General features: G+C 61.7%; 27 protein-coding genes. 7 read left to right on the top strand and 20 right to left on the bottom strand.

Translation table 11 applies throughout. The features are described from left to right. The first annotated feature begins 45 nt into the window (after positions 1 to 45). Entirely contained in the window at positions 46 to 726 is a 681-nt protein-coding gene (locus PUT78_RS06010; protein WP_274351336.1) for a DUF1045 domain-containing protein, read from the top strand. Here PUT78_RS06010 and phnN read toward each other — a convergent pair. The 7 genes from phnN to phnG form a co-directional block, all read right to left on the bottom strand. After that, a complete protein-coding gene (gene phnN, locus PUT78_RS06015) occupies positions 701 to 1,258 on the bottom strand; it encodes a phosphonate metabolism protein/1,5-bisphosphokinase (PRPP-forming) PhnN (RefSeq protein WP_274351337.1) in 558 nt (185 codons plus the stop codon). The genes PUT78_RS06010 and phnN overlap by 26 nt on opposite strands. Continuing rightward, entirely contained in the window at positions 1,255 to 1,944 is a 690-nt protein-coding gene (gene phnL / locus PUT78_RS06020) for a phosphonate C-P lyase system protein PhnL (protein ID WP_274351338.1), read from the bottom strand. Before phnL ends, phnN begins: the two co-directional genes overlap by 4 nt. A 60-nt stretch (positions 1,945 to 2,004) precedes the next feature. Further along, the gene (phnK, locus tag PUT78_RS06025; RefSeq protein WP_274351339.1) at positions 2,005 to 2,775 is read right to left on the bottom strand and encodes a phosphonate C-P lyase system protein PhnK; all 771 of its coding nucleotides are present in this window, start codon (positions 2,773 to 2,775) and stop codon (positions 2,005 to 2,007) included. Beyond that, positions 2,772 to 3,623 (bottom strand): alpha-D-ribose 1-methylphosphonate 5-phosphate C-P-lyase PhnJ, encoded by an 852-nt coding sequence (locus tag PUT78_RS06030; RefSeq protein WP_274351340.1) that lies wholly within the window; start codon positions 3,621 to 3,623, stop codon positions 2,772 to 2,774. The genes phnK and PUT78_RS06030 overlap by 4 nt, the downstream gene beginning before the upstream one ends. A gap of 76 nt (positions 3,624 to 3,699) precedes the next feature. Continuing rightward, positions 3,700 to 4,794: a carbon-phosphorus lyase complex subunit gene (locus tag PUT78_RS06035; RefSeq protein ID WP_274351341.1), complete on the bottom strand. Its 1,095-nt coding sequence runs from the start codon at positions 4,792 to 4,794 to the stop codon at positions 3,700 to 3,702. Continuing rightward, positions 4,794 to 5,360, bottom strand: coding sequence for a phosphonate C-P lyase system protein PhnH (gene phnH / locus PUT78_RS06040; protein WP_274351342.1), 567 nt, complete (start codon positions 5,358 to 5,360; stop codon positions 4,794 to 4,796). Before phnH ends, PUT78_RS06035 begins: the two co-directional genes overlap by 1 nt. After that, positions 5,357 to 5,797, bottom strand: coding sequence for a phosphonate C-P lyase system protein PhnG (phnG, locus tag PUT78_RS06045; protein ID WP_274351343.1), 441 nt, complete (start codon positions 5,795 to 5,797; stop codon positions 5,357 to 5,359). Before phnG ends, phnH begins: the two co-directional genes overlap by 4 nt. 89 nt (positions 5,798 to 5,886) lie before the next feature. Between phnG and phnF the strand changes: the two genes are divergently transcribed. From phnF to PUT78_RS06060, 3 genes are read left to right on the top strand one after another with little or no spacing between them, the layout of a single operon-like run. Further along, positions 5,887 to 6,621 (top strand): phosphonate metabolism transcriptional regulator PhnF, encoded by a 735-nt coding sequence (phnF, locus tag PUT78_RS06050; protein WP_274351344.1) that lies wholly within the window; start codon positions 5,887 to 5,889, stop codon positions 6,619 to 6,621. Positions 6,622 to 6,672: 51 nt separating this feature from the next. Beyond that, a complete protein-coding gene (locus PUT78_RS06055; RefSeq protein ID WP_274351345.1) occupies positions 6,673 to 7,854 on the top strand; it encodes an alpha-D-ribose 1-methylphosphonate 5-triphosphate diphosphatase in 1,182 nt (393 codons plus the stop codon). A 7-nt stretch (positions 7,855 to 7,861) separates the two neighbouring features. After that, positions 7,862 to 8,413 carry an NUDIX domain-containing protein gene (locus PUT78_RS06060; RefSeq protein ID WP_274351346.1) on the top strand — a complete coding sequence of 184 codons (552 nt, stop codon included), beginning with the start codon at positions 7,862 to 7,864 and terminating at the stop codon, positions 8,411 to 8,413. Positions 8,414 to 8,428: 15 nt separating this feature from the next. Here the strand turns inward: PUT78_RS06060 and PUT78_RS06065 are convergent, their stop codons facing one another. From PUT78_RS06065 to PUT78_RS06125, 13 genes are all read right to left on the bottom strand, one after another. Beyond that, on the bottom strand, positions 8,429 to 9,061 hold the full coding sequence (locus PUT78_RS06065) for a DapH/DapD/GlmU-related protein (RefSeq protein ID WP_274351347.1): 633 nt from the start codon (positions 9,059 to 9,061) through the stop codon (positions 8,429 to 8,431). Further along, positions 9,061 to 9,708: an SDR family NAD(P)-dependent oxidoreductase gene (locus PUT78_RS06070; protein ID WP_274351348.1), complete on the bottom strand. Its 648-nt coding sequence runs from the start codon at positions 9,706 to 9,708 to the stop codon at positions 9,061 to 9,063. Before PUT78_RS06070 ends, PUT78_RS06065 begins: the two co-directional genes overlap by 1 nt. A 73-nt stretch (positions 9,709 to 9,781) precedes the next feature. Then, positions 9,782 to 10,639 carry a phosphonate ABC transporter, permease protein PhnE gene (phnE, locus tag PUT78_RS06075; protein ID WP_274351349.1) on the bottom strand — a complete coding sequence of 286 codons (858 nt, stop codon included), beginning with the start codon at positions 10,637 to 10,639 and terminating at the stop codon, positions 9,782 to 9,784. Beyond that, positions 10,636 to 11,556: a phosphonate ABC transporter, permease protein PhnE gene (gene phnE, locus PUT78_RS06080; protein ID WP_274351350.1), complete on the bottom strand. Its 921-nt coding sequence runs from the start codon at positions 11,554 to 11,556 to the stop codon at positions 10,636 to 10,638. The genes phnE (PUT78_RS06075) and phnE (PUT78_RS06080) overlap by 4 nt, the downstream gene beginning before the upstream one ends. A gap of 1 nt (position 11,557) precedes the next feature. Then, positions 11,558 to 12,382 (bottom strand): phosphonate ABC transporter ATP-binding protein, encoded by an 825-nt coding sequence (phnC, locus tag PUT78_RS06085; protein WP_274351351.1) that lies wholly within the window; start codon positions 12,380 to 12,382, stop codon positions 11,558 to 11,560. Between the two features lie 84 nt (positions 12,383 to 12,466). Beyond that, positions 12,467 to 13,390 carry a phosphonate ABC transporter substrate-binding protein gene (gene phnD, locus PUT78_RS06090; protein WP_274351352.1) on the bottom strand — a complete coding sequence of 308 codons (924 nt, stop codon included), beginning with the start codon at positions 13,388 to 13,390 and terminating at the stop codon, positions 12,467 to 12,469. A gap of 102 nt (positions 13,391 to 13,492) precedes the next feature. Further along, positions 13,493 to 14,419 (bottom strand): phosphonate ABC transporter substrate-binding protein, encoded by a 927-nt coding sequence (gene phnD / locus PUT78_RS06095; protein WP_274351353.1) that lies wholly within the window; start codon positions 14,417 to 14,419, stop codon positions 13,493 to 13,495. A gap of 242 nt (positions 14,420 to 14,661) precedes the next feature. Beyond that, on the bottom strand, positions 14,662 to 15,771 hold the full coding sequence (modC, locus tag PUT78_RS06100; protein ID WP_274351354.1) for a molybdenum ABC transporter ATP-binding protein: 1,110 nt from the start codon (positions 15,769 to 15,771) through the stop codon (positions 14,662 to 14,664). Next, the gene (gene modB / locus PUT78_RS06105; RefSeq protein ID WP_274351355.1) at positions 15,768 to 16,436 is read right to left on the bottom strand and encodes a molybdate ABC transporter permease subunit; all 669 of its coding nucleotides are present in this window, start codon (positions 16,434 to 16,436) and stop codon (positions 15,768 to 15,770) included. The genes modC and modB overlap by 4 nt, the downstream gene beginning before the upstream one ends. A 3-nt stretch (positions 16,437 to 16,439) precedes the next feature. After that, a complete protein-coding gene (modA, locus tag PUT78_RS06110; RefSeq protein WP_274351356.1) occupies positions 16,440 to 17,231 on the bottom strand; it encodes a molybdate ABC transporter substrate-binding protein in 792 nt (263 codons plus the stop codon). 65 nt (positions 17,232 to 17,296) lie between these two features. Then, entirely contained in the window at positions 17,297 to 17,710 is a 414-nt protein-coding gene (locus PUT78_RS06115) for a winged helix-turn-helix domain-containing protein (protein ID WP_420793466.1), read from the bottom strand. Then, a complete protein-coding gene (locus PUT78_RS06120; protein ID WP_274351357.1) occupies positions 17,688 to 18,566 on the bottom strand; it encodes a glutathione S-transferase family protein in 879 nt (292 codons plus the stop codon). Before PUT78_RS06120 ends, PUT78_RS06115 begins: the two co-directional genes overlap by 23 nt. A gap of 4 nt (positions 18,567 to 18,570) precedes the next feature. Beyond that, entirely contained in the window at positions 18,571 to 19,014 is a 444-nt protein-coding gene (locus PUT78_RS06125) for a cupin domain-containing protein (protein ID WP_274351358.1), read from the bottom strand. A gap of 66 nt (positions 19,015 to 19,080) precedes the next feature. On the opposite strand from PUT78_RS06125, the gene PUT78_RS06130 reads away from it, so the two are divergent. The 3 genes from PUT78_RS06130 (at position 19,081) to PUT78_RS06140 (ending at position 22,099) form a co-directional block, all read left to right on the top strand. After that, on the top strand, positions 19,081 to 20,064 hold the full coding sequence (locus PUT78_RS06130; RefSeq protein WP_274351359.1) for a LysR family transcriptional regulator: 984 nt from the start codon (positions 19,081 to 19,083) through the stop codon (positions 20,062 to 20,064). A 142-nt stretch (positions 20,065 to 20,206) separates the two neighbouring features. Next, positions 20,207 to 21,454 carry a sarcosine oxidase subunit beta family protein gene (locus PUT78_RS06135; RefSeq protein ID WP_274351360.1) on the top strand — a complete coding sequence of 416 codons (1,248 nt, stop codon included), beginning with the start codon at positions 20,207 to 20,209 and terminating at the stop codon, positions 21,452 to 21,454. Positions 21,455 to 21,838: 384 nt separating this feature from the next. Beyond that, positions 21,839 to 22,099 (top strand): hypothetical protein, encoded by a 261-nt coding sequence (locus PUT78_RS06140; protein ID WP_274351361.1) that lies wholly within the window; start codon positions 21,839 to 21,841, stop codon positions 22,097 to 22,099. Positions 22,100 to 22,129 lie beyond the last annotated feature (30 nt).

The raw sequence follows: 22,129 nt of genomic DNA on the forward strand, positions 1-22,129 counted from the left end.
TGCTGTGCAAGACAGGCATGTCTGCAAAGGAAGGGTCTTGGTCACATGCTGAGTGGTTACACACGTTTCGCGGTCTATTTCACGCCACCCGCGGGTAGTGAGTTTGCGCGGGCAGGGGCGGCATGGCTGGGATGGGATGCCGATGAAGGCCGCGCTGTCGCACATCCCGAACTGGGGCTGGATCTGGCCCTGCTGACCGCGACACCCCGGAAATACGGGTTGCACGCCACGCTGAAGCCGCCCATGCACCTGAACATTCCCGCCACCACGTTTCTTGATGCGGTGGACACCCTTGCGCAGGGTCTTGCCCATGTTGATATGGGCATGCTCTGTCTGCGCCCGCTTGATGGATTTCTGGCCATGGTGTGCGAAAAGCAGCCCCAACCCCTTGACGATTTCGCGGCCACGGTCGTGCGTGAACTGGACCCGTTCCGCGCGCCACTTACCGCGCAGCAACTGGCCCGCCGCCGCAGCGCTGGCCTGACTGTGCGGCAAGAACAGCTTTTGCAGGACTGGGGCTATCCCTATGTGCTGGAAGAATTCCGCTTTCATATCACCCTGACCGGCAGACTTTCCCCTGCACAGATGCCCGATGCGCTGCGCGTCGCCCATGCATGGTTTGACCCGGTGCTGGAAAACCGGCATCGCCTGACAGATCTGGCTGTCTTTGGCGAAGATACGGACGGGCGTTTCCATCTGCTCAGGCGCTTCGCTCTGGGCGGCTGATTGCGCCCAGCATCCGCGCGACTGCAACATCCACCGACCCGTCATTGACAATGACCTGCGCGCCCTGCGGCGCTGACAGTTCCGCCCGCTTCAGCCGTGCCGCAATTTCGCGCGTGTTTTCCCGCCCGCGTGCGCGCAGGCGCCTCTCCAGCATTTCGGGCGGGGCCGTGACCATCAGTACCAGCAATTGCGGATAACGTTCGGCGATGTGCGGCAGTGCCTTGCGCGATCCGTTGAAAACCACCACGCGCCCCTGCGCCAGTTCGGCATTGATGCTGGCGGGTATCGCGTAGCGCAGCCCGTGTGCCCCCCAGTGAAACGCGTAGCGCCCCATCGCCAGTTGCGCGTCAAACAGTGCCTCGGACACGGCCAGATGATCCTCGCCGCCCGCATCTGCGGCGCGGGTTATGATGCGCTGCGCAATCACGATATCGGGCCGCGCGCTGGCCAGCGCCGAAATCAGCGTGTCCTTGCCCACGCCGGATGGCCCGACCACTGCAACAAGCTGGCCGCTTTGCGGTTGCCCGGTCATGCCGCGCCCGCCGCCGCCGGGGTAAACTGTGCCATGTCCACTTCGCGGTCGCAGACAGCATCGCGCGCGGCGGCATCATGGAAAATGCCCAGAATTGCCGCTCCGTGGGTTTTTGCTTCCCGTATCAGGTCCAGCACAACCGCGCGATTGACCGCATCAAGACTTGCTGTCGGTTCATCCAGCAACATTACCGGCCAAGGATGGATGAAGCCGCGCGCGATATTGACACGCTGCTGTTCCCCCCCGGAAAATGTTGTTGGCGACAAGGCCCACAGCCGCTGTGGAATATTCAGCCGCGTCAGCAAAGCTGCCGCCTGTGCCCGCGCGTGGTCTTCGTCCACGCCCTGCACGACCAGCGGTTCTGCCACCACATTCAGCGCGGGCACACGCGGGATCACCCGCAGGAACTGGCTGACATAGCCCAGTCTGCTGCGCCGCAGGGCCAGAACGTCACGCGCCTGCGCGCCGCACAGTTCCACGCCCGCCACACGGATCGATCCTTGGTCGCAGCGGTAATTGCCCCAGATCATCCGCATCAGCGTGGATTTCCCGGCCCCCGATGCACCCACCAGCGCTACGCATTCGCCGGCGCGCACGTTCAGACAGGCGGCGTGCATCACATCCAGTATCGCGCCGCCCTGATTGTGCAACACGAAGCGTTTTCCCACATCTGCGATTTCGATCATCGCCTTATCCCTTCATCTTGCCGTAAATACGCAATCTATCGCCCGGAACCCGCACCGCGATCAGACCTGCAGCACCGAACTGACCAGCAATTGCGTATAGGCATGCTGCGGATCGTCCAGCACCTGATCGGTCAGCCCGTCTTCGACCACGCGCCCGTCCTTCATCACCATCAGCCTGTCCGCCAGTAGCCGCACCACAGCCAGATCATGCGTGACAATCACTGCCGACAGTCCCAGCCGCCGCACCAGCCCGCGCATCAGGTCCAGCAGCCGCGCCTGCACACTGACATCAAGCCCGCCGGTGGGTTCGTCCATGAACACCAGCCGCGGCCCGGTTACCAGATTGCGCGCAATCTGCAGGCGTTGCTGCATGCCGCCTGAAAATGCGCGCGGGCGGTCATCAATGCGGCCCGTGTCAATTTCCACCCGGTCCAGCCAGTCGGTCGCCTGGCTGCGGATATTGCCGTAATGGCGCGCGCCCACGGCCATCAGCCGCTCGCCGACATTGCCGCCCGCGCTGACATTCATGCGCAGCCCGTCGCGCGGGTTCTGATGGACAAAGGCCCAGTCGGTGCGCGCCAACCAGCGCCGTTCGGATTCGGCCATTGCCAATGTGTCGCGCAAGCCCTGTTCGCGTGTGTCAAACAGTACGCGGCCTGCATCCGGTGTCAGATGACCGGCCAGACAATTCAGCAGCGTCGATTTGCCCGACCCGCTTTCGCCAACGATGCCCATCACCTCGCCCGGCCACAGGGTGAAGCTGACATCCCCGCAGCCCAGAAAATTGCCGTAATGCTTGCTCAGACCCTCAACCTGCAAAAGGGGCGTCATGCTGCATCCTCCTGTGACTGGGCGGCAACGCGGCTTGCGCAATAATCGGTGTCCGAACACACGAACATCCGCCCGCCCGCATCATCGGTGATCACCTCGTCCAGATAGGAACTGGTTGATCCGCACAGCGCGCAGGCCTGCCCTGCCGCTTTGGTTGCCGTGAAAGGGTAATCCTCGAAATCCAGACTTTCGACACGGGTATAGGGTGGCAGCGCATAAATGCGCCCTTCGCGCCCGGCCCCGAAAAGCTGCAATGCGTGCGAATTATCCAGTTTCGGATTGTCGAATTTCGGAATGGGCGAGGGGTCCATGATATAGCGCCCCTCCACCCGCACCGGATAGGCATAGGCGCGCGCAATCTCGCCATGGCGGGCAATATCTTCATAAAGGCGCACCTGCATCAGCCCGTAATCTTCCAGCGCATGCATCACACGGGTTTCTGTCTCGCGTGGTTCCAGAAAACGCAGAGGTTCGGGAATGGGCACCTGAAACACCAGAATCTGCCCCTCGGTCAGTGGGGTTTCCGGGATCCGGTGGCGGGTCTGGATGATGCTGGCTTCCGCCGTCTGCCCGGTCACCGCCACATCCGCGACACGTTCAAAGAACTTGCGGATGGACACGGCGTTTGTGGTGTCATCCGCGCCCTGATCGATCACCTTCAGCGTGTCTTCGGGTACCAGACAGGCGGCTGTCACCTGCACACCGCCTGTGCCCCAGCCATAAGGCATGGGCATTTCACGGCTGGAAAACGGCACCTGATAGCCGGGAATGGCCACCGCCTTCAGAATGGCGCGGCGCAGCATGCGCTTGGTGGCTTCGTCAAGATAGGCGAAATTATAGGCTGACATCAGGGTTCTCCTGCGCGCCCGCGCAAGCGGGTGGGTGGGTGGGCGACGCGTGGGCGCGCGATGACAACGCCCGCGCTCATTCTGCGGCCTCCTGCATGGCGCAGGCCTCGCGGCGCAACTTGCGGATCAGTTCCAGTTCGGCCTGAAAATCCACGTAATGGGGCAGTTTGATATGCTCCAGAAAACCGCTCGACTGGATATTGTCGCAATGCGACAGCACGAATTCCGCGTCCTGCGCGGGCGCATCGCTCATATCCTCGCCCAGTTCCTGTGCCCGCAATGCCCGGTCCACCAGCGCCATGGAAATCGCCTTGCGTTCCGACTGGCCAAAAACCAGCCCGTATCCGCGCGTGAATTGTGCGGGCTGGGTTTTCGACCCCTGAAACTGGTTCACGCTTTCGCATTCAGTCACCTGGATTTCCGCGAATTCGACGTCAAATCCCAGTTCCGGCAGATGCGCTGCAACCCGCACATGCCCGATACGCAATTCCCCCACGAACGCATGATTGCGCCCATAGCCGCGCTGCGTGGAATAGGCCAGCGACAGCAGGAACCCTTCATCCCCGCGCGTCAACGCTTGCAGCCGCAAGGGGCGGGCGGCCGGGAATTCCAGCGGCGTGCGCGTCAGGTCCGGCACATCATCCGCGCCGCAAGCTTCGGGGGCGTGTTCGGGTTGCATCAGCCCTTCGGCCCCCAGATGCGACAGGATATGCGGCACGGCACTGTGACTGGCCGGTGCTTCGGGTGCTTGCGGCACAGTGTCCCCGTCCGCCAGTCCGAAATCCAGCAAGCGGTGTGTATAATCGAATGTCGGCCCCAGAATCTGCCCGCCCGGCGCATCCTTATAAGTGGCGGAAATCCGGCGGATGATCTGCATCTGGCCGGTATCAACCGGGTGGCTGGTTCCGAAGCGGGGCAATGTCGTGCGAAAGGCGCGGATCAGGAACACAGCTTCAATCGTGTCGCCGCGCGCCTGTTTCAGCGCCAATGCGGCCAGATCGGGGTCATACAGCGACCCTTCTGCCATTACCCGGTCCACCGCCAGTGCCAGTTGCTCGCGGATTTGCGCAAGGGCCAGATCGGGCACTGACGGATCACCGCGTCGCGCTTCCGCCAGCCAGTCATGGGCGTTTCCGATGGCGCGTTCGCCCCCTTTGACAGCGACATACATCAGCAGGCCCTCAATCTGGTTGAGCGGGGCAGGGCGGCAAGGCGATGCCCGCAGGTAAACAGGAAATCCAGCCCCAGCGGAAAACGCGCGGCATTGGCGGTCAATGCGGGCAAGTCGGGCAGGGAAAGCTGCGCTTCGGTTTCAATGCCGGGGCCGGTCAGTATTGCGCCCCCGGTCCGCAGATCGTCCAGTTCCACGATCAGCGTGGCCGAACGGTCGGGGTATTCCGCGTTGCCTTGCGCATAGGCCGACAATGGGCCAAGCGCGTCCCATGTTCCCAGCGCGAAGGTCGCCTCAGACGGGCCGACCAGCGGTGCGCCGGTATGGAACCCCACCCAGTCGCGCAGACCCGCACAATCATGCGCGCCCGCCAGATACAGCGGTGTTGTGCTGTCCACCAGTGTCAGCAGAATGGCGGCTGCCGCAGGCGATGCGGGCGCGGGGGCCTGAAGCCCGTCCAGCGTGGCAATCCGCCCCGGATGGGCCATCGCGTCCAGCACTTGCCGGAAGGCGCGGGCACCATCGCGGGCAGGGTCGGTGAAACCGGCTGTCAGTTGCGTACTCATGCGTCCCCCCGCACCAATGTAAAGAAGTCAACCTTCGTGGCGGCTGCGCGGCGGGCGCGCCCTTCTGCCCGGTCCTGTTCACCCTGTTGCAAGGGTGACAGCACCCGTTTCTGAAGCGCCGCGCCCGCTGCTGTCTGCAACAGCGCATCCAGAAGGGCTGCGCGTTCGGCCTTGCGGGGGCTGCGGCCCTGCACGAGGGCATGCCCCACTGTGCCGCATTCCAGCCGGACGGACGCGCGTGTCACGCTGACCTCGCCCAGGTTGAAGGGGGCACCCACCGCACCGGCGCGGCCCCGCACCATCATCGCCCCGGTTTCCGGCGCGCGCAGCCAGGTGAAGGCGGGTGGGTCATCCGGCCAGAATGCGTCAAGTTGCGACAGGGGCGCACGTGCGATCAGGCCCATCCAGTCACGGCGGGCAAGAGGTTCGGCGGTCATGGTCAGGGCTTCCAGATTGTTCTAGACAACTAGACAAATACAGGATTTACAGGTTTTATTCAAAGGGATTTTTATGAAAGTTTCACGACATGACCAAACCTGCCGCCTTGTGGCAAAATATTTACGAGATATTGCGCGCCGAAATCGCGCAGGGTGCATGGCGTGCAGGCGCGCGCCTGCCGACAGAGGCCGGACTGGCCCAGCGTTTTGATGTCAACCGCCACACCGTCAGGCGGGCATTGCAGGCGCTGGCCGATGACGGGCTGGTGCAGGCGCGTCGTGGTGCCGGTGTTTTCGTGCGCCCCGGTCCAGTTCCCTACAGGATCGGCACGCGCACGCGGTTTCGCCAGAACCTGCTGTCGGCCGGGCGCACCCCGTCGCGCAAAGTGCTGCATTTGGGCCGACAAGCCGCCTCTGTGCCCGAAGCGCAGGCGCTGGGTGTGTCCCCCGGCGCCCCGCTGCATGTGCTGGAATCCATAAGCTTTGCCGATGAATTGCCTATTTCGCTGGCCCGGTCGTGTTTTTGCGCAACGCGCTTCCCTGAAATGGGTGCGGCCCTGCGCGATCAGGGGTCGGTCACCGCGGCGCTGGCACATGTCGGCGTCGGTGATTACACGCGCAGATCCACCCGTCTGACCGGCCATAATGCCGACCCGGTTCAGGCGCGGCATCTGCAGATCAAGACAGGCGATGCGCTGATCCTGTCGGAATCGATCAATATCGACCCTATGGGCCAGCCTGTCGAATTCGGGCGCAGCTATTTTGTCGGCGCGCGGGTCGAACTGGTGCTGGACGGGTCAGAAACCGCGCCCTTTGTCATCTAAGTGCAACATCCCTGCGGTATCTGCCCGACAAAACGCGAAGGATCCCTGTCGATGCCACCACTGAACCTGCGCCTGACCGGCGCGCTTTGCCTGTTGAACAGCACGCTTGAAGATTGTGATCTGGTGATCAATGCCACCACATTCGGCCATGCCGATGGCGCCATGCATGAGATTGACCTGTCTGGCTACTGGCTTTTGCCCGGTATCGTCGATCTGCATGGTGACGGGTTTGAACGCCATATCCGCCCCCGCCCCACAGCCCCCTTTGACAAGCGCCAGGCGCTGCAGGCCGCCGATGCCGAACTGGCCGCGAATGGCGTGACAACCGCGTGGTTCGCGCAAAGCTGGTCATGGGAAGGTGGCTCGCGTTCTGCGGATGAAGCGGTTGCCCTGATGGCGGCCCGCCGCCAGATCGCGCATCGTCTGGGCACCGATATCCGCATTCAGTTGCGTTTTGAAACCCATATGCCGCGTGACCACGCAGCCCTTGTCGCGGTCGTGCGTGACTATCATCTGGATTATATCGTCTTCAACAACCACCTGCCCGAAGCGCTGGAAATGGCCGAAACCAAACCAGCGCGCTTTGCGACATGGGCGGCGCAGAACGGCCATGCGCCTGACGACCTGCTGGCCATCGTCATGGAAGCGAAACGCGCCGATCCGGAGATTCCGGCATTCCTGACCCGCGTGGCCGCAGACCTGCGCGCACTTGGCGTGAAACTTGGCTCGCATGATGACACCGACCCCGAAACCCGCGCCTTCTATCGCGGGATTGGCGCGCATATCTGCGAATTCCCGACCAGCATCGCCGCAGCCCGCGCTGCGCAACAGGCCGGTGAACCCGTGCTTATGGGCGCACCCAATATCGTGCGCGGGGGGTCGCAGGCCGGAAATATCGCAGCGATGGACCTTATCGAGGACGGGCATTGCTGCGCGCTGATCTCGGATTACTACATCCCTGCTCTGATGCAGGCGGCCTGGGTGATCGCCGATGCCCGCGTCCTGAGTTTCGCGCATGCCTGGGAAATGATCTCCACCCGGCCTGCTGAAATCATGGGCCTGACCGACCGTGGCAGGCTGGTGCCGGGGCAGCGCGCTGATCTGGTTGTCCTGAACCCCAATACCCGCCGCATAGAGGCAACGATCGCAGGTGGGCAGATCACCTATGCCAGCGCCAATGTCGCTTGCCGAATTCTGCAGGCGGGCCCCCGGCTGGCGATTGCGGCACAATGAGATAACAATGACCTATGCCCGCCTGATCGACGCAGAATTGCGCCCGATCCACCCTGTTGACCTGCTGGAGCATGACCATGTGCGCCGTGCGCGTGACTGGGTCGCGTCCGGCGTCGAACTTTGCCGCATCAAACCGCCCGCGACCCCGCCCATGCATCTGGTCAGCTATTTTCCCGTGATCGACAGTGGGCATATTCTGCTTGGTGATCACATTTCATCCGGGCTGTGGCTGCCACCGGGCGGGCATGTCGAAGCGGGCGAGCATCCGCGCGATACTGTCAGCCGCGAATGCCTGGAGGAATTGCGCATCACCGCGCGGTTCGCCTGCGCAGCCCCGCTGTTTCTGACCATCGCGCAGACAGTGGGCGCCAATCCGCATGACGACGTGTCGCTATGGTATGCCTTGCAGGGCGATCACGCGCGCATTCCGGATTATGACCCGCGCGAATATCGCGCCATGCGCTGGTTTCGTTTTGACGATGCCCCGTTCGACGATACCGATCCCAATCTGGAACGGTTTCTGGCCAAACTGTCGGGACAGCAACCAGCAAAGCCTTAGCGCCGCGCGCTTTCCTCAATGCAGCGTGACCTGATCATATTTCGCCAGAAACTCCCCGATTTCCAGATTGCGGAAATCGCTTAATGCCATGCGCAGGCGGTCATGGTCCCAGTCCCACCAGGCCAGCTCGGTCAGCCTGCGCGCAATCTGCTTGGGAAAACGCCTGCGCAGTTTTTCTGCGGGAACGCCCACGACAATTGTATAGGGGGCGACATCGCGTGTGACCACGGCACCCGCACCGACAACCGCACCATGGCCAATGCTCACATCCGGCCGGATAATCGCGCCATGCCCGATCCATACGTCATGACCAATGCGCACGCGCCGCGCGGCGCGGCGCTCAAAAAACGCCGCATCGGGTGTTTCGTCAGGCCAGTACATGTCTGACCGGTACAGAAAATGATGCAGGCTGGCGCGATCCATCGGGTGGTCTGTGGGACCAATGCGGACATTGGCAGCAATATTGACGAATTTGCCGATATCAGCATTGGCAATGTCGCAGCCCCGCGCGCAATAGCTATAGGCACCTATCGTGCTGTTCAGCATAACCGAACCCGCGCCGATCTCGGTATATGCCCCCAGCATGCTGTCGCGGATGTTGCAGCCCGGGTGGACCAGCGCCCCTTCGGGCGAAAGTTGTCGGCTCATCAGAAATCGCGCTCCTTGCCGCTCCAGTGCAGGAAACTGCCCGTCCGGGCCATGTCCAGCGTGTCTGCAATATCCAGTATGCCGCCCGCCACATCAGCGGGGTCTTCTTCAGCGTCATCTCCCCCCATGTCAGTGCGCACCCAGCCGGGATCGATCAGCGCCACGGCAATGCCGCGCGGGCGCAGGTCGGTGGCCAGCCCCTGCATCACCTTGTTCACGGCCGCCTTGGACGCGCGATAGGCAATTCGGTCCGATTTCGCATACCCCATCCAGGCCATCTGGCTGGATATCGTCAGTATACGCCCGCCCGCTGCCATCTGCGGCAGCACTGCCTGCGCGATGGCCAGTGGCGCCAGCGTGTTGACCAGCAATGTCTCGGCAAAGCCTTCGAAATCCATCTCCAGCGTCGATTGCTGTCGGGGGCCAATCACGCCCGCATTGTTGATCACGGCATCCAGCGCGCCCACCTGCGCCCCGATGGTGTGCAGGCTGCCCGGATGGCGCATATCGGCAAGTACTCCGCGCACGCCGTCAGGCGCTTCGCCCGCGCGCCGCACTGTGCCTGTCACACGCCAGCCGCGCGCGACGGCCTGCAAGGCCAGTTCACGCCCGATCCCGCGTCCGGCACCTGTAATCAGAATATGCATGCACCTGCTTTCATTCTGGTAAAAATATCCCCGCCGGAGGCACCGACGGGGAATGCGTTCATGCCGGTTGCGGTTAATGCCCGCGCTCGCCGATGAACCGCTTGCGGATCAGCCCGGACCCCCAGTCGATCACTGCGATCACCACCAGCACGTTCAGCACCACGAAGGCCACCTGATCAAACAGTCCCGCACGGAAGCGTTCAATGATGATCATGCCGATCCCGCCTGCACCCACAAGCCCCAGAATCGTCGCCGACCGGGTAGAGGATTCGAAAGAATACAGCGACAGCGAAATAAAGACCGGCAGGATCTGTGGCAGATAGCCGAAGCGGATGATCCGGCTGGTATCGGCCCCTGTTGCGCGTACGCCTTCCACCTGTTTGCGGTCGATATTCTCGATCGCTTCGGAATACAGCTTCGCCAGATTGCCCATGTCCGAAATCCAGATGGCCAGCACCCCGGCCAGCGGTCCCAGTCCGACGGCCCGCACGAATACCAGCCCCCAGACAACCTGATCAATGCCGCGGAATACATCCAGCATACGGCGCACCGCATGGCGGATTACCCCCACCGGCATGGTGTTGCGCGCTGCAAAAAACGCCAGACCCAGCGCAAAGATCGTGCCCAGAAGCGTGCCGACAAAGGCCATTGCAATGGTTTGGGCAATGCCCTTGTAGATGTTGTAATACTGCCATGTGGCCATGTCCTGCCAAACCACCATGCGTGTGATCAGCGCCCAGGCCCGGTCGGATGCGGACAGTAGTTTGCCGATCTCGAAAAAGCCCAGCGACCAGACCAGATAGACCGCGATGAAGGCCCAGCTTGCGGCTTTCAGCGTGGTGGCGAACGGATCGCCAAATGCTTTTGGGTGGCGTTTGCGCGTGGCTGCTATATCCACGTCAGAGATGGCAGCGTAGGTCAATGTGCTCATTTCAGGGACTCCTTGCCAATCAGCGTATGGCGCGCGCGTTCGGACAGCAGATCAATTGCCGTGACTGTCAGCACGACCAGCAACAAAACAGCCGTTACCCGGTCATCGGAATAGAAACTGATCGTATGGCTGAGTTCCGCCCCGATCCCGCCTGCACCAACAAACCCGACCACAGCGGAGGCCCGCACATTGATTTCGAACCGCCACAGCGCATAGGATGTGAAATTGGGCAGCACTTGTGGCAGAATGCCATAGCGCATCTGTTCAAACCATGACCCGCCCACGGCTTTTATCCCGTCAACCGGGCGCATGGATGCGTTTTCGTTCACTTCGGAAAACAGCTTGCCCAACGCGCCGGTGGCGTGAATGGTGATGGCCAGCACCCCGGCAAGGGGGCCGATGCCGACTGCAAACACAAGGATCAGCGCGAACAGGATTTCGGGAACACCCCGGCAGAATTCCAGAAAGCGCCGTGCGGCTGCGCCCATCCACGGATAGGGGGTGCAGTTGCGCGCCGCCAGAAACGACAGTGCGATCGCAAGCCCCGTGCCCAGCAGCGTGGCAGTCAGCGCCATCAGGATGGTTTCCCAGATCAGGCGCAGGTATTTCCAGAAATCATTGTACCAGTATCCGACAGAACCGGCGGGAAAGCGGCCTTCCGCGCTACGGCCTTCAAACAGCATGTCCCATTGCAATGATGGCATGACAGACCCGAAATATTCAAAGATCCGCGGAATGCCAGCGGCCAGCCGGTCGGGCGTGAAGCGCGAAATCCAGATTGACCATGCCAGAAAACCAAGAAACAGCACCGCCAGCGTGATATTGGCCAGCATCCGGTCGCGGATCATCCGGGTGCGGTGGGTTTCGAACAAGGATACCGGATCATGGTCCGGCCCGTTTGTGGTGATGCTGGCCATGTCAGTTCACCACGCGGGCTTCGGGTTGCGCGGGGGCTGACGCACCGGGCCGCAGCGCGGTCGATGTCATGGCTTCGGAGAATGCTTCTTCGGCTTCGGCACCATAGATTTCGCGCGCGGCACGGTCTGTCAGCTCCGTTGGTGTGCCGTCAAAGACGATGACACCATCCTGCATGCCGATGATGCGGTCGCAATACTGCCGTGCAGTGTCCAGCGTGTGCAGGTTGCAGATCACCGTCAGCCCGTCTTGCCTGTTGATCGCGCGCAGCGCGTCCATCACCACTTTGGCGTTTAACGGATCGAGGCTGGCGATGGGTTCATCGGCCAGCATGACGCGGGGTTCCTGCACCAGTGCGCGGGCAATGGCCACACGCTGCATCTGTCCGCCCGACAGCGTGTCGGTCTGTTGCAGCGCCACATGCGCCATGCCCAGCCGGTCCAGCGCGCGGATGGCAAATGCGCGTTCTCTGGCTGTGAATATTCCCAGCATGGAGGACGCGAAATCATGGTGGAACAGCCGTCCCGACATCACATTGGTCAGCACGTTCAGGCGGCCCACAAGGTTGAACTGCTGAAACACCATCGCGCATTCATTGCGCCACTCGCGCAGGGCGCGGCCCTTCAGCGCGGTAATGTCGCGCCCCTGAAACAGCATCTGCCCGCCGGATGGTTCATTCAGACGGTTGATCATGCGCAGCAGCGTGGATTTGCCCGCGCCCGACCGCCCGATAATGCCGACCATCTGGCCGTCGGGAATGGTGAATGTTGCGGGTTTGACGGCGATGGTGCTGTTGAACTGTTTGGTCAGGCCCTTGAATTCGAGCATGGGTTCTCTCCTGTCAGCGGCGGGGAGGGCCGCGAAAATGCACTGACCCCTGCGAAAACGCAGGGGCCAGATGGGGTGTAAGTTTCAGCGCGAGCCAGCGAGTTCAGCTTCGCGCATGGCGACGATGCCTTCGTAAAACGAATGATCGACTTCGGCGTAACCGTTGCCATCGCCGCCCACAGTGTCGGCGTAGCATTCGGGGTCCTGTTCCTTCAGACCCAGCATCGTGCTGACAGCCAGATCGCGGGCGTCTTCGGGCAGGTCATTGCGGAAGATGGTCGGACCGTTCGGGATCAGGTTTGATTCCCACACGATGCGGATGTCGTTCATGTCTAGCAGGCCGTTATCTACCATGCGGCGCAGGTTCCCGCGGGTGTAGCCATCAGATTCCTCGCCCATCAGCGAAGTCCAGGTGACGCCCGCGTCATACTGACCGTTCAGCACGGCGATGACCGCCTGTTCATGCCCGCCACCAAAGCCGGTGCGGCTGAAATAGGTCGTGTCGTCGATCCCGGCGGCGGCCAGTTCGGCGCGCGGAACAAGATAGCCAGAGGTGGAGTTCGGGTCGGCATAGGCCAGCGACATGCCTTCCAGATCGTCCAGGGTCCGGGCGTCGCTGTCGGCGCTGACATAGATGACGGCGTAATACCCAAGGCTGTCATCCACGTTCTTGGTGGTCAGCAGCGGTGAGACGGCTTCGGGGTCTTGCAGATATACGCCCGCATAGGCTGATGCCCCGACACCCGCCTGATGCAGTTGCCCGGCCAGCAGGCCCTGCATCACACCGGCGTAATCCGATGCGGGAAACAGCTCGACCGGGACACCAAGCGCGTCAGACATCAGGTCGGCGAAGCAGTCATAGCGGCGCAGGCGGTCGGCTTCATTCTCGCCGCCCAGAAGGCCGATATTGTAGGTGCCGAAATCCGCGCGCCAGTCAGCGGCGACAGGCATGACAGAGGTCATCAGAACAGCGAGCGTGGCAGCAACGCCAGTGAAGGTCTTGGTCATTGTGGTCTTCCTTTGCATGGATGATCGACAAGCCCCCGCCAAACTCCCCCCAGCGCAGGCAATAGAAAAAGGGCGGCCCGGAATGGGCCGCCCTTCAGAATTTCAGCGGGAACCTGCAAGCTCCTCGCGGCGCATTTCGACCACGCCTTCGAAGAAGCTGTGATCAACCGCGACCCAGCCCTGTCCTTCGCCGAAGGACACGTCGTAATAGCACTGCGGGTCTTGTTCCAGTTGGTTGGCCAGATAATCCTTCAGGATATCCTTGGCTTCCTGCGGAATGTCCTGACGGATCACAACGGGGCCGTTCGGGATGATCGGGCTTTCCCAGATGATGTTCAGATCGGCCATGTCCAGCAGATCATTGTCGATCATGCGGCGCAGGTTGCCACGGGTGTAGCCCTCAGAGGCTTCGCCCTGTCCGGAAGCCCAGGTCACGCCTGCGTCATACTGGCCTTGCAGCACGGCAATGACCGCCTGTTCGTGACCGCCACCAAAGCCGGTGCGGCTGAAATATTCGTCATCATCGATACCGGCGCGCTTCAATTCAAAGCGTGGCACAAGATAGCCCGAGGTGGAATTCGGGTCGGCATAAGCCAGCGATTTGCCTTCCAGTTCCTCCAGCGAGGTGATGCCGCTATCGGCGCGGGTATACATCACGGCGATATAACCGGTGGACCCGTCAGCTTCGGCCGACACGAAAATAGGCTCTACTGAATTGGGGCCTTGCAGGTAGATGCCCGCATAGGCAGATGCACCAAGGGCTGCATATTCCAGCTGGCCCGCCAGAAGCCCTTGCATCACGCCCGCATAATCCGGCGCAGGGAACATTTCGACCGGGACGCCCAGACGCTCTTCCAGGGCTACGCGCAGACAGTCATTGTTGCGCAGACGGTCGGCTTCATTCTCGCCGCCCAGAAGGCCGATGCGGAATGCAGGCATATCAGCGCGCCAATCTGCGCTGGCGGTCATGGGAAGGGTGCTCAGCGCAGTGGAAGCGACAAGCAATGTGGCAAGAGCCTTGGCATTCATATGTGTGATCTCCGGATCAGGTTGGCAGCTTTGGTCCCGTATTCGGGAGTGCCGCCCTGATCGCAGGGATTTGTAACGCCTGTATGAGGGAATTGTGAAATTTCAGGCAGGACTCGGGGATACGCGGGCGCAGCGATGCAGGTTGTGACACGCCGCTGTCATCTTTTGTCGTGGTGCTGTGGTGCTGGGGCGTGTGCTGACGGGCAGCGGAAAACCGGGCAATTGCTGCTTTCGGCCAAGCGTTATGCGCGCGGCGCGGTTTGCTGCGTGACCTGCGCCGGGGCAATATGGTCGCGCGCGACCGACATGGTTTTCAGGATCGCATGAACCGGGTCACCCGGTTGCAAGGCCATCTGGTCGGCGGCACGGCGGCTGATGCGGGCAAGGATTTCATGCGGGCCGACCATGACATGCACCATGACCCCCGGTCCGGCACCCGGCACAATCTGTGCCACATGCCCGGCAAGGATGTTCTGCGCCGACAATCCTTCGGGGCGCGCGCGCGACAGGATCACATCATGCGCCATGATGCGCACCTGCACACGCATGCCGGGCGGGCCGTCAATCATCGGCAGGTAAAGCGGGCCGGTCGCAGCGTCCAACTCGGTCAGGCCATCGGCAAGCTGTTCCCTGATGGTTGCGGGCAGCATTGCGGCCACATCGCGGATGCCCAATGCGCGCAGCGCGCCCGCATCTGCCATCACCTGTGCAGTGGTGCCGGAATGCACGACCTGCCCCTTTTCGATCACCACCATCCGGTCCGCAAGAAGCTGCGCCTCGTTCACGTCATGGGTGACCAGCACAACCGGCATTTTCAGATGGGCGCGCAGCGCGATGATTTCGCTATAAAGTTTCGTGCGGGTTTCCCGGTCCACGGCTGAAAAGGGTTCATCCAGCAGCAATGCCTGCGGTTGACGGGCCAACGCGCGGGCAACCGCCACGCGCTGTTGCTGGCCGCCCGAAAGCTGCGCGGGCCTGCGTCCGGCCAGCCCGTGCATATTCACCAGATCAAGGATGCGCGCGGCCTCGTGCCGGTCGGGCTGGTCCATCGCGGCCATGACATTCTGCATGGCGGTCATATGGGGGAAAAGCGCGTAATTCTGGAATACCAGACCAACACGGCGGCGATGCGGTGCAAGGTTCACCCGCGCGTCCGTATCCAGCCATGTCGTGCCGTTCACCCGCACCCGTGCCACATCCGGCCGCCACAGCCCTGCGATGGTGCGCAGCAGCGTGGTTTTGCCCGACCCGGAATGCCCCACCAGCGCCAGCAACTCGCCCGGGTTCACCCGGAAAGACACATCAAGCGGGATGGGCGTCGCAGCCTTTGCCATTACATCCAGTGCCATCATGACAACCTTCTGCCGATGCGCGACGACAGCCAGTATGTCACACTGATCGTGAACAGCGATATCGCCACAAGCACGGCTGACATGACCGCCGCGCCCCTGTCATCAAACCCTTGCACGCGGTCATAGATGGCGATGGCGATGGTTTTCGTTTCGCCGGGGATTGACCCGCCGACCATCAGCACGATACCGAATTCACCCAGCGTATGCGCGAAGGTCAGCACCATCGCCGTCAGCACACCGGGCCAGGCCAGCGGCAATTCCACGTTCCACAGGCTGCGCAAGGGGGACATGCCGCAGCAGGCCGCCGCCTCGCGCACTTCGGGTGCGATGGCTTCGAACCCGCGCTGGGCGGGCTGGATGGCAAAGGGCAGGTTGAAGATGACTGATGCCACCACCAACCCCTGAAACGTGAACACAAGCTGATGGCCGAACAGGTTTTGCCACAGATCGCCGAGCGGCGAATTTCGACCGAACGCCACCAGCAGGTAAAAGCCGAAGACCGTGGGCGGCAGCACCAGCGGCAGCATCACCAGCGCCTCGACCAGCCCCTTGCCCCGGAAATCGTGATAGGCAAGGAACCGGCCCATCAGCACCGAGACCGGCAGCAGGATGATCACGGTCCAGCATGCCAGCCGCAATGACAGGAAAAGCGCGGTCCAGTCCATGCGTCATTCACCTTCAGGCAGGGCGAAACCGTAGCGGTCCATGATGTCACGCGCCGCCGGTTCGTTCATATAGGCATAGAATGCCCTGGCCACGTCGCCCGCATTGTTCAGCAGCACCATGCGCTGGCGCAACGGGCTGTGCCAGTCATCGGGGATCAGGACATAGGTCCCGCGCGGGGCAATTTCGGGGGCAAGGGCCAGCGCATAGGCGATGATGCCGCCTTCGGCATTGCCTGACAGCGCGAATTGTGCCGCCTGACTGACGTTTTCACCCAGTACCAGCACTGATTGCAGATCATCCCAGATACCCCTGGTGATCAGGGCCTCTCTCGCGCGCATCCCATAGGGCGCGTGATCGGGATTGGCGATGGCGAAGCGGCTGATCTGCCCCGCGGCCAGCATTTCGGCCAGATGGTCAAGTTCAGCGTCGGGCGTCAGGGTTGACCCGCCCGGCACCATGATCACCACGCGGCCAAGGGCATATAGGTCGCCATTATCGCGGCTGAACCCGTCGGCATGCAGTTCGGCGATGAATCGTTCATCGGCAGCCATGAATATCTGGAAAGGTGCCCCTTCGCGGATCTGGCGTGCGAAATTGCCGGTGGACCCGAAGGACAGCCGCACGTCCATGCCTGTATCGGCGTGGAATGCCGCTGCAATTTCGGTCAAGGCGAATTGCAGGTCGGAAGCCGCGGCAATGACCGGGGCAGTGTTCTGCGCGGATGCGGGGCTGGTGATGAACGCAAAGGCGGCTGCGGCCGCAAGCATCGTGCGGCGGACAATGGCTGCGGACATCGGCGGACTCCATATCGATATATCTTGTGGAATATATCGTAGCAGCAAAGCCACGCGGTCAAGCGTTATTTTTCGTCGGGAATATCGCGTAACAGCGCGCGCAGCGCATCCAGCCGCTGCGTTCCGGCCTCGGCGGCGTCGCGTTCAAAACCCCGGTAAAGCGACAGAACGTTCCGCCCGTTCGCGGTCAGAATGGCGCCGCCGCCACCCGGTCCCCCGCGCGTGCTTTCGACCAGGGGCGTGCGGAACATCGCGTTCAGAAGGCTGACCAGTTCCCATGCGCGCTTATAGCTCATCCCCATTTCCCGCCCCGCCGCCGCGATAGAGCCGGTTTTGTCGATCCGTTCCAGCAATTCAGCCTTGCCGGGGCCGATCATTCCGGCCTCGTCAAAAATTATCCGGATGCGTAACCGGGGGTGCTGTGTGTCCGTCGCCATACCCGCAATCTCTGGCGTTTCATGCAGAAGTGCAAGCGGCATCAGGGGTGCTGGAGGATGATCGGTCAGCCATCTGTTCACCACCGGTGCCGGGACCATCAGTGACAAGTCCCAGTGCCGCGTCGCTTGCCGTGCCCGCATATTTGTCGCGCGGCGGCCAGGGCCGATCCTGCCAATGCGGCGTGAACACGAAGCTTGATATTTTCCGCCCATCGACCAGCGCCCCGTTGCCAGCGCCCAGGGCGTAGTCGTAATAAAGCTTTACGATCTGTTCGTGCGTTACCTGATTTGTGGCCGGGTGTGCCATACAGGCATCTTGCCAGACCCGCACACGGTCATAGTCCGGCCCATGCGGCAACGTGAAACCCTCATAATATTCGAGGAACCAGAAACGTTTGAAAACCGGCGCAAAGACAGCTTCCGCATAGCCGAAATCATCGAACAGCCAAGGGCCGCTGCGGCTGAAGTCGCGCAGAAAGCCATTGATATCCCGATAGATGGATAACAGCGTTTCAGCGTATTCGGCACGGCACGCGCGTTTCTGGTTCATGACGAACAGATAGCCCGCCATTGTGATGGCCCCCTCAAGGGCGACAAGCATCGATTCTACCGCATGTTGTACCGGGTCGCTGCGGCGTAACCTTGGCCCATCCAGCGTTTCATCCAGATAGCGCAGGATGACGCGGCTTTCCTTCAGGACCGTTCCATCAGGGACCAGCAAGACGGGCAGTGCGGTTGTCCCGCGTGTCATTGCCAGCAGGGCTGGTTCCCGTGGTTTGCTGATGTCGACGGTCCGGAATTCAACAGCGCCTTCCTGCCCCCGCAGCGCCAGCAGAATTTCCAGCCGCTGCGAGAACGGACAGACGGGAATGTGGTACACAACATGTCCTGCGGTCATGAAATCAGTCAATCGGCGGCCCGGTAAAGGTCAGGTTGTGGCGTCGTGCAGATTCCGCGATTTCCGGCATGTCTTCCGGTATCCTGAATTGCCCCGCTGCCATATCGGCAAAGAAACCCTCAAAACCACCGGGCGTCAGGATCACCAGATGCCGCGAGGGTTCGTCCCCGACAACCCTGAAGCTGTGGTTTCTGCCACGCGGGATGAAGGCGCTTTCGCCGGGGCCGCGCAGAAACTCCGTACCCTCCAGCCAGATTTTGCAGATTCCGGTAATCACGACGAATGTTTCGTCTTCATTTTCATGGATGTGCCGCGGCGGCCCGCTGTTGACCGGGGACAAGCTGTCCACAATGGACATGGTGCCACCGGTCTGTTCGGGTGTGAGAATGGTTTTGTATTTGACACCCAGCCATTCGATGGCGCCGGGGTCGTCGGTCAGGTCTTTCATCGTTTCACTCCTTATGGCGGGACTGAAACGAAAGCGCTTTCGTTGACATGAATATACCCTGACGCCATGATATCAGCCAAACTGTATTTCCTGATAGCGGGTATCGGCGGGATGAATTTCGCGACATTCGACCTGAACCTGCTGCGTGTGCTCGACGCATTGTTTCGCGAAGGGTCAACTGTGAAGGCTGCCGAAAGGCTGGGCTTGTCGCAATCGGCTGTGTCAGGTGCCTTGTCGCGCCTGCGTCGCGCCCTCGGTGACCCGCTTTTTGTCCGACATGGCAACCGGTTGGTAACGAGTGACTATGCAGAGGCCCTCCGGATCCCTTTGCACGAAGAACTGCAGCGACTTGAATCCCTGCTGTCACCGCCGGCCGCATTTGACCCGGAAACAGCTACGGGAACCTTCCGGATTGCCGCAAGCGATTTCTTCGCCGAGCTTCTGATGCCACCGCTGGGCGACATGCTGCATCAGACGGCACCGGGTATCCGCGCCCAGCTCGTTGATCTGGTGCCCTATAACTATGTCGAGAGTCTGGAGCGCCGCAATGCCGATATTGCGCTGATCCCCGATACCGCGCTGCCACACTGGATCAGGCGCATGCCGTTGTTTCACGCCCCGTTTCGCGTGATCGCCAGATCAGAAAACCCTGCAATTGCGGGGATGGCCGCCGGTCAGACCATGCCTATTGACACATTCTGCGCGCTTCATCACGTCCTCTTTTCGCCCGAAGGGAACCTGGCAGCCATGGGGGATGCGGCGCTGGAACATGTGGGACGGCGCAGGCAGGTGGCCATGACGGTTCCTGTCTTCTCCGGTGTGTGCCGCGCCGTCAGTGAAAGTGATCTGATCGCTCTGGTCCCGGCCCAGCTGGCGGACAAGGTTGCCCCGGACTTCAACCTCCGGGTCTTCGTGCCGCCTGTGGAAATCGTTCCCGTCCTGATCATTGGCATCTGGCACAAGCGATCCGACAAGACGCCCCTGGCATCCTGGATGCGGGACAGGGTCTTTCATCTCATGAAAGCGCTGGAAACCGGCAGCCCTGCATAACGGTCATTTCTGCAAAATGACAAACAGTCGCGGCCTGATTTCGGTTTTCGCCCTAATCATGACGCTTCTGGATTACCGGGGCGAACTGCACTAGTCCAGAAGGCAAGTCAGCGCATCCCACCACCCTCAGGAGCATCCGCGCATGAAACGCTATTCCGCCTTTGCCATCGCCCGCGAGGCCCTTCGCCAACATAAAGGCTGGTCCCATGCCTGGACCAGTCCGGAACCGCGAAATTCCTATGATGTTGTCATTGTGGGGGCAGGGGGGCACGGTCTGGCCACGGCCTATTATCTGGGTCGCAATTTCGGCATCACCAATGTGGCGGTCATTGAAAAAGGCTGGCTTGGCGGCGGCAATACCGGGCGCAACACCACCATCATCCGTTCGAATTACCTGCAGGACCCGTCTGCCGCGCTATATGAAAAGGCGCGGTCGCTGTTTGAAAACCTGTCGCAGGATCTGAACTACAACATCATGTTCAGCCCGCGCGGTGTCATGATGCTGGCGCAGACAGAGCATGAAAAACGCGGTTATCTGCGTACCGAACGCGCCAATGCCCTGCAAGGCGTGCAGACGCGCTTCATCCAGCCCGCCGAGGTCAAGAAACTGGTGCCGATCATCAATCTTGACGGGCCGCGCTATCCGGTGCTGGGGGCGCTGTGGCAACCGCGCGGCGGCACAGCACGCCATGATGCAGTGGCCTGGGGCTATGCGCGCGCCTGCTCCGACATGGGCATGCATATCATTGAACAATGCGCGGTTACCGGGGTCGAATCCGCGGGCGGGCAGGTGACTGCTGTCAACACCACCAAAGGCACGATTACCTGCAAGAAGCTGGGCATTGTCGTCGCCGGCCATTCCGGTGCGCTGGCCGATATGGCGGGCTTCCGTCTGCCGGTCGAATCCGTGGCACTTCAGGCGCTGGTGTCAGAACCCATCAAACCCTGCATGGATGTGGTGGTCATGGCCAACACAGTGCATGGCTATATGTCGCAATCCGACAAGGGTGAAATGGTCATTGGCGGTGGCGCGGACGGGTTCAACAACTACACCCAGCGCGGCTCATGGCACCATGTCGAGGAAACCGTGCGCGCGCTGGTCGAAACCTTCCCGATGATTTCGCGCCTGAAAATGCTGCGCCAATGGGGGGGCATCGTGGATATGACAGGCGACCGCTCGCCCATCATCTCGAAAACCCCGCTTGGCAATTGCTTCATCAATTGCGGCTGGGGTACGGGCGGGTTCAAGGCCACGCCGGGGTCGGGCTGGGCCATGGCCGAACTCATCGCCAAGGGGGAGCCGGGACCACTGGCGCGCGAATTCTCCATGACGCGCTTCCGCGAAGGGCGGTTCATCGACGAGTCCGTGGCCGCAGGGGTGGCGCATTGATGCCTGCGTCTTCCGCGCCCCTCATTCATTCTGGTGAAAATATCCCGGGGGTCCGGGGGCAGCGCCCCCGGCCGTCCCTGAAGGAGGCAACATGCCGGCTCTGACCCGCCCTTGCTGCGACGTGACCGCCAAGGCGCATCTGATGCGCCCGCGTCCGCATTCGTCGTTTTCACGGCGTGACGGGCAGCTTTGCAGGAACCAAACTGCCCATTCCGGGGTTTCTTACCTGAGTGCACTTTATCAGGAGAAACGCACATGGCCGACAAAATCGATTCACACGTCCCCCCCCGCGGCTACGGGACAGGCCCAGGCCCAGGCCCAGGCAACGAGACACATGTCTACCAGGGCGCGACACCGCCCCCTGCGAAACGCAGCAGCAACACGATGGCATTCATTGTCGGCGGCGTTGTTGTGGGCCTCATCCTGCTATACTTGTTGTTCGGTGGCTTTGGCAGCAGCACTCCGACCTCAACAAGCACGGCACCTGCCGGAAGCTCTACCATCATCAACAACGATGCGGGGACAGGGGCCGCAGGGACAGGGGCTGAAGGCACAGCGCCCGCAGGCGATGGTGCGACTGCACCAGCCGCGCCCGAACCTGCAACTGGTGCCGAAACCGCACCAGCGCCTCTCCCGGCGGACTGACACAGGCCCATCCGGCCAGATTCATGAACC

The sequence above is a fragment of the Roseinatronobacter alkalisoli genome (assembly GCF_028745735.1).
Taxonomy (GTDB): Bacteria; Pseudomonadota; Alphaproteobacteria; order Rhodobacterales; family Rhodobacteraceae; genus Roseinatronobacter; species Roseinatronobacter alkalisoli.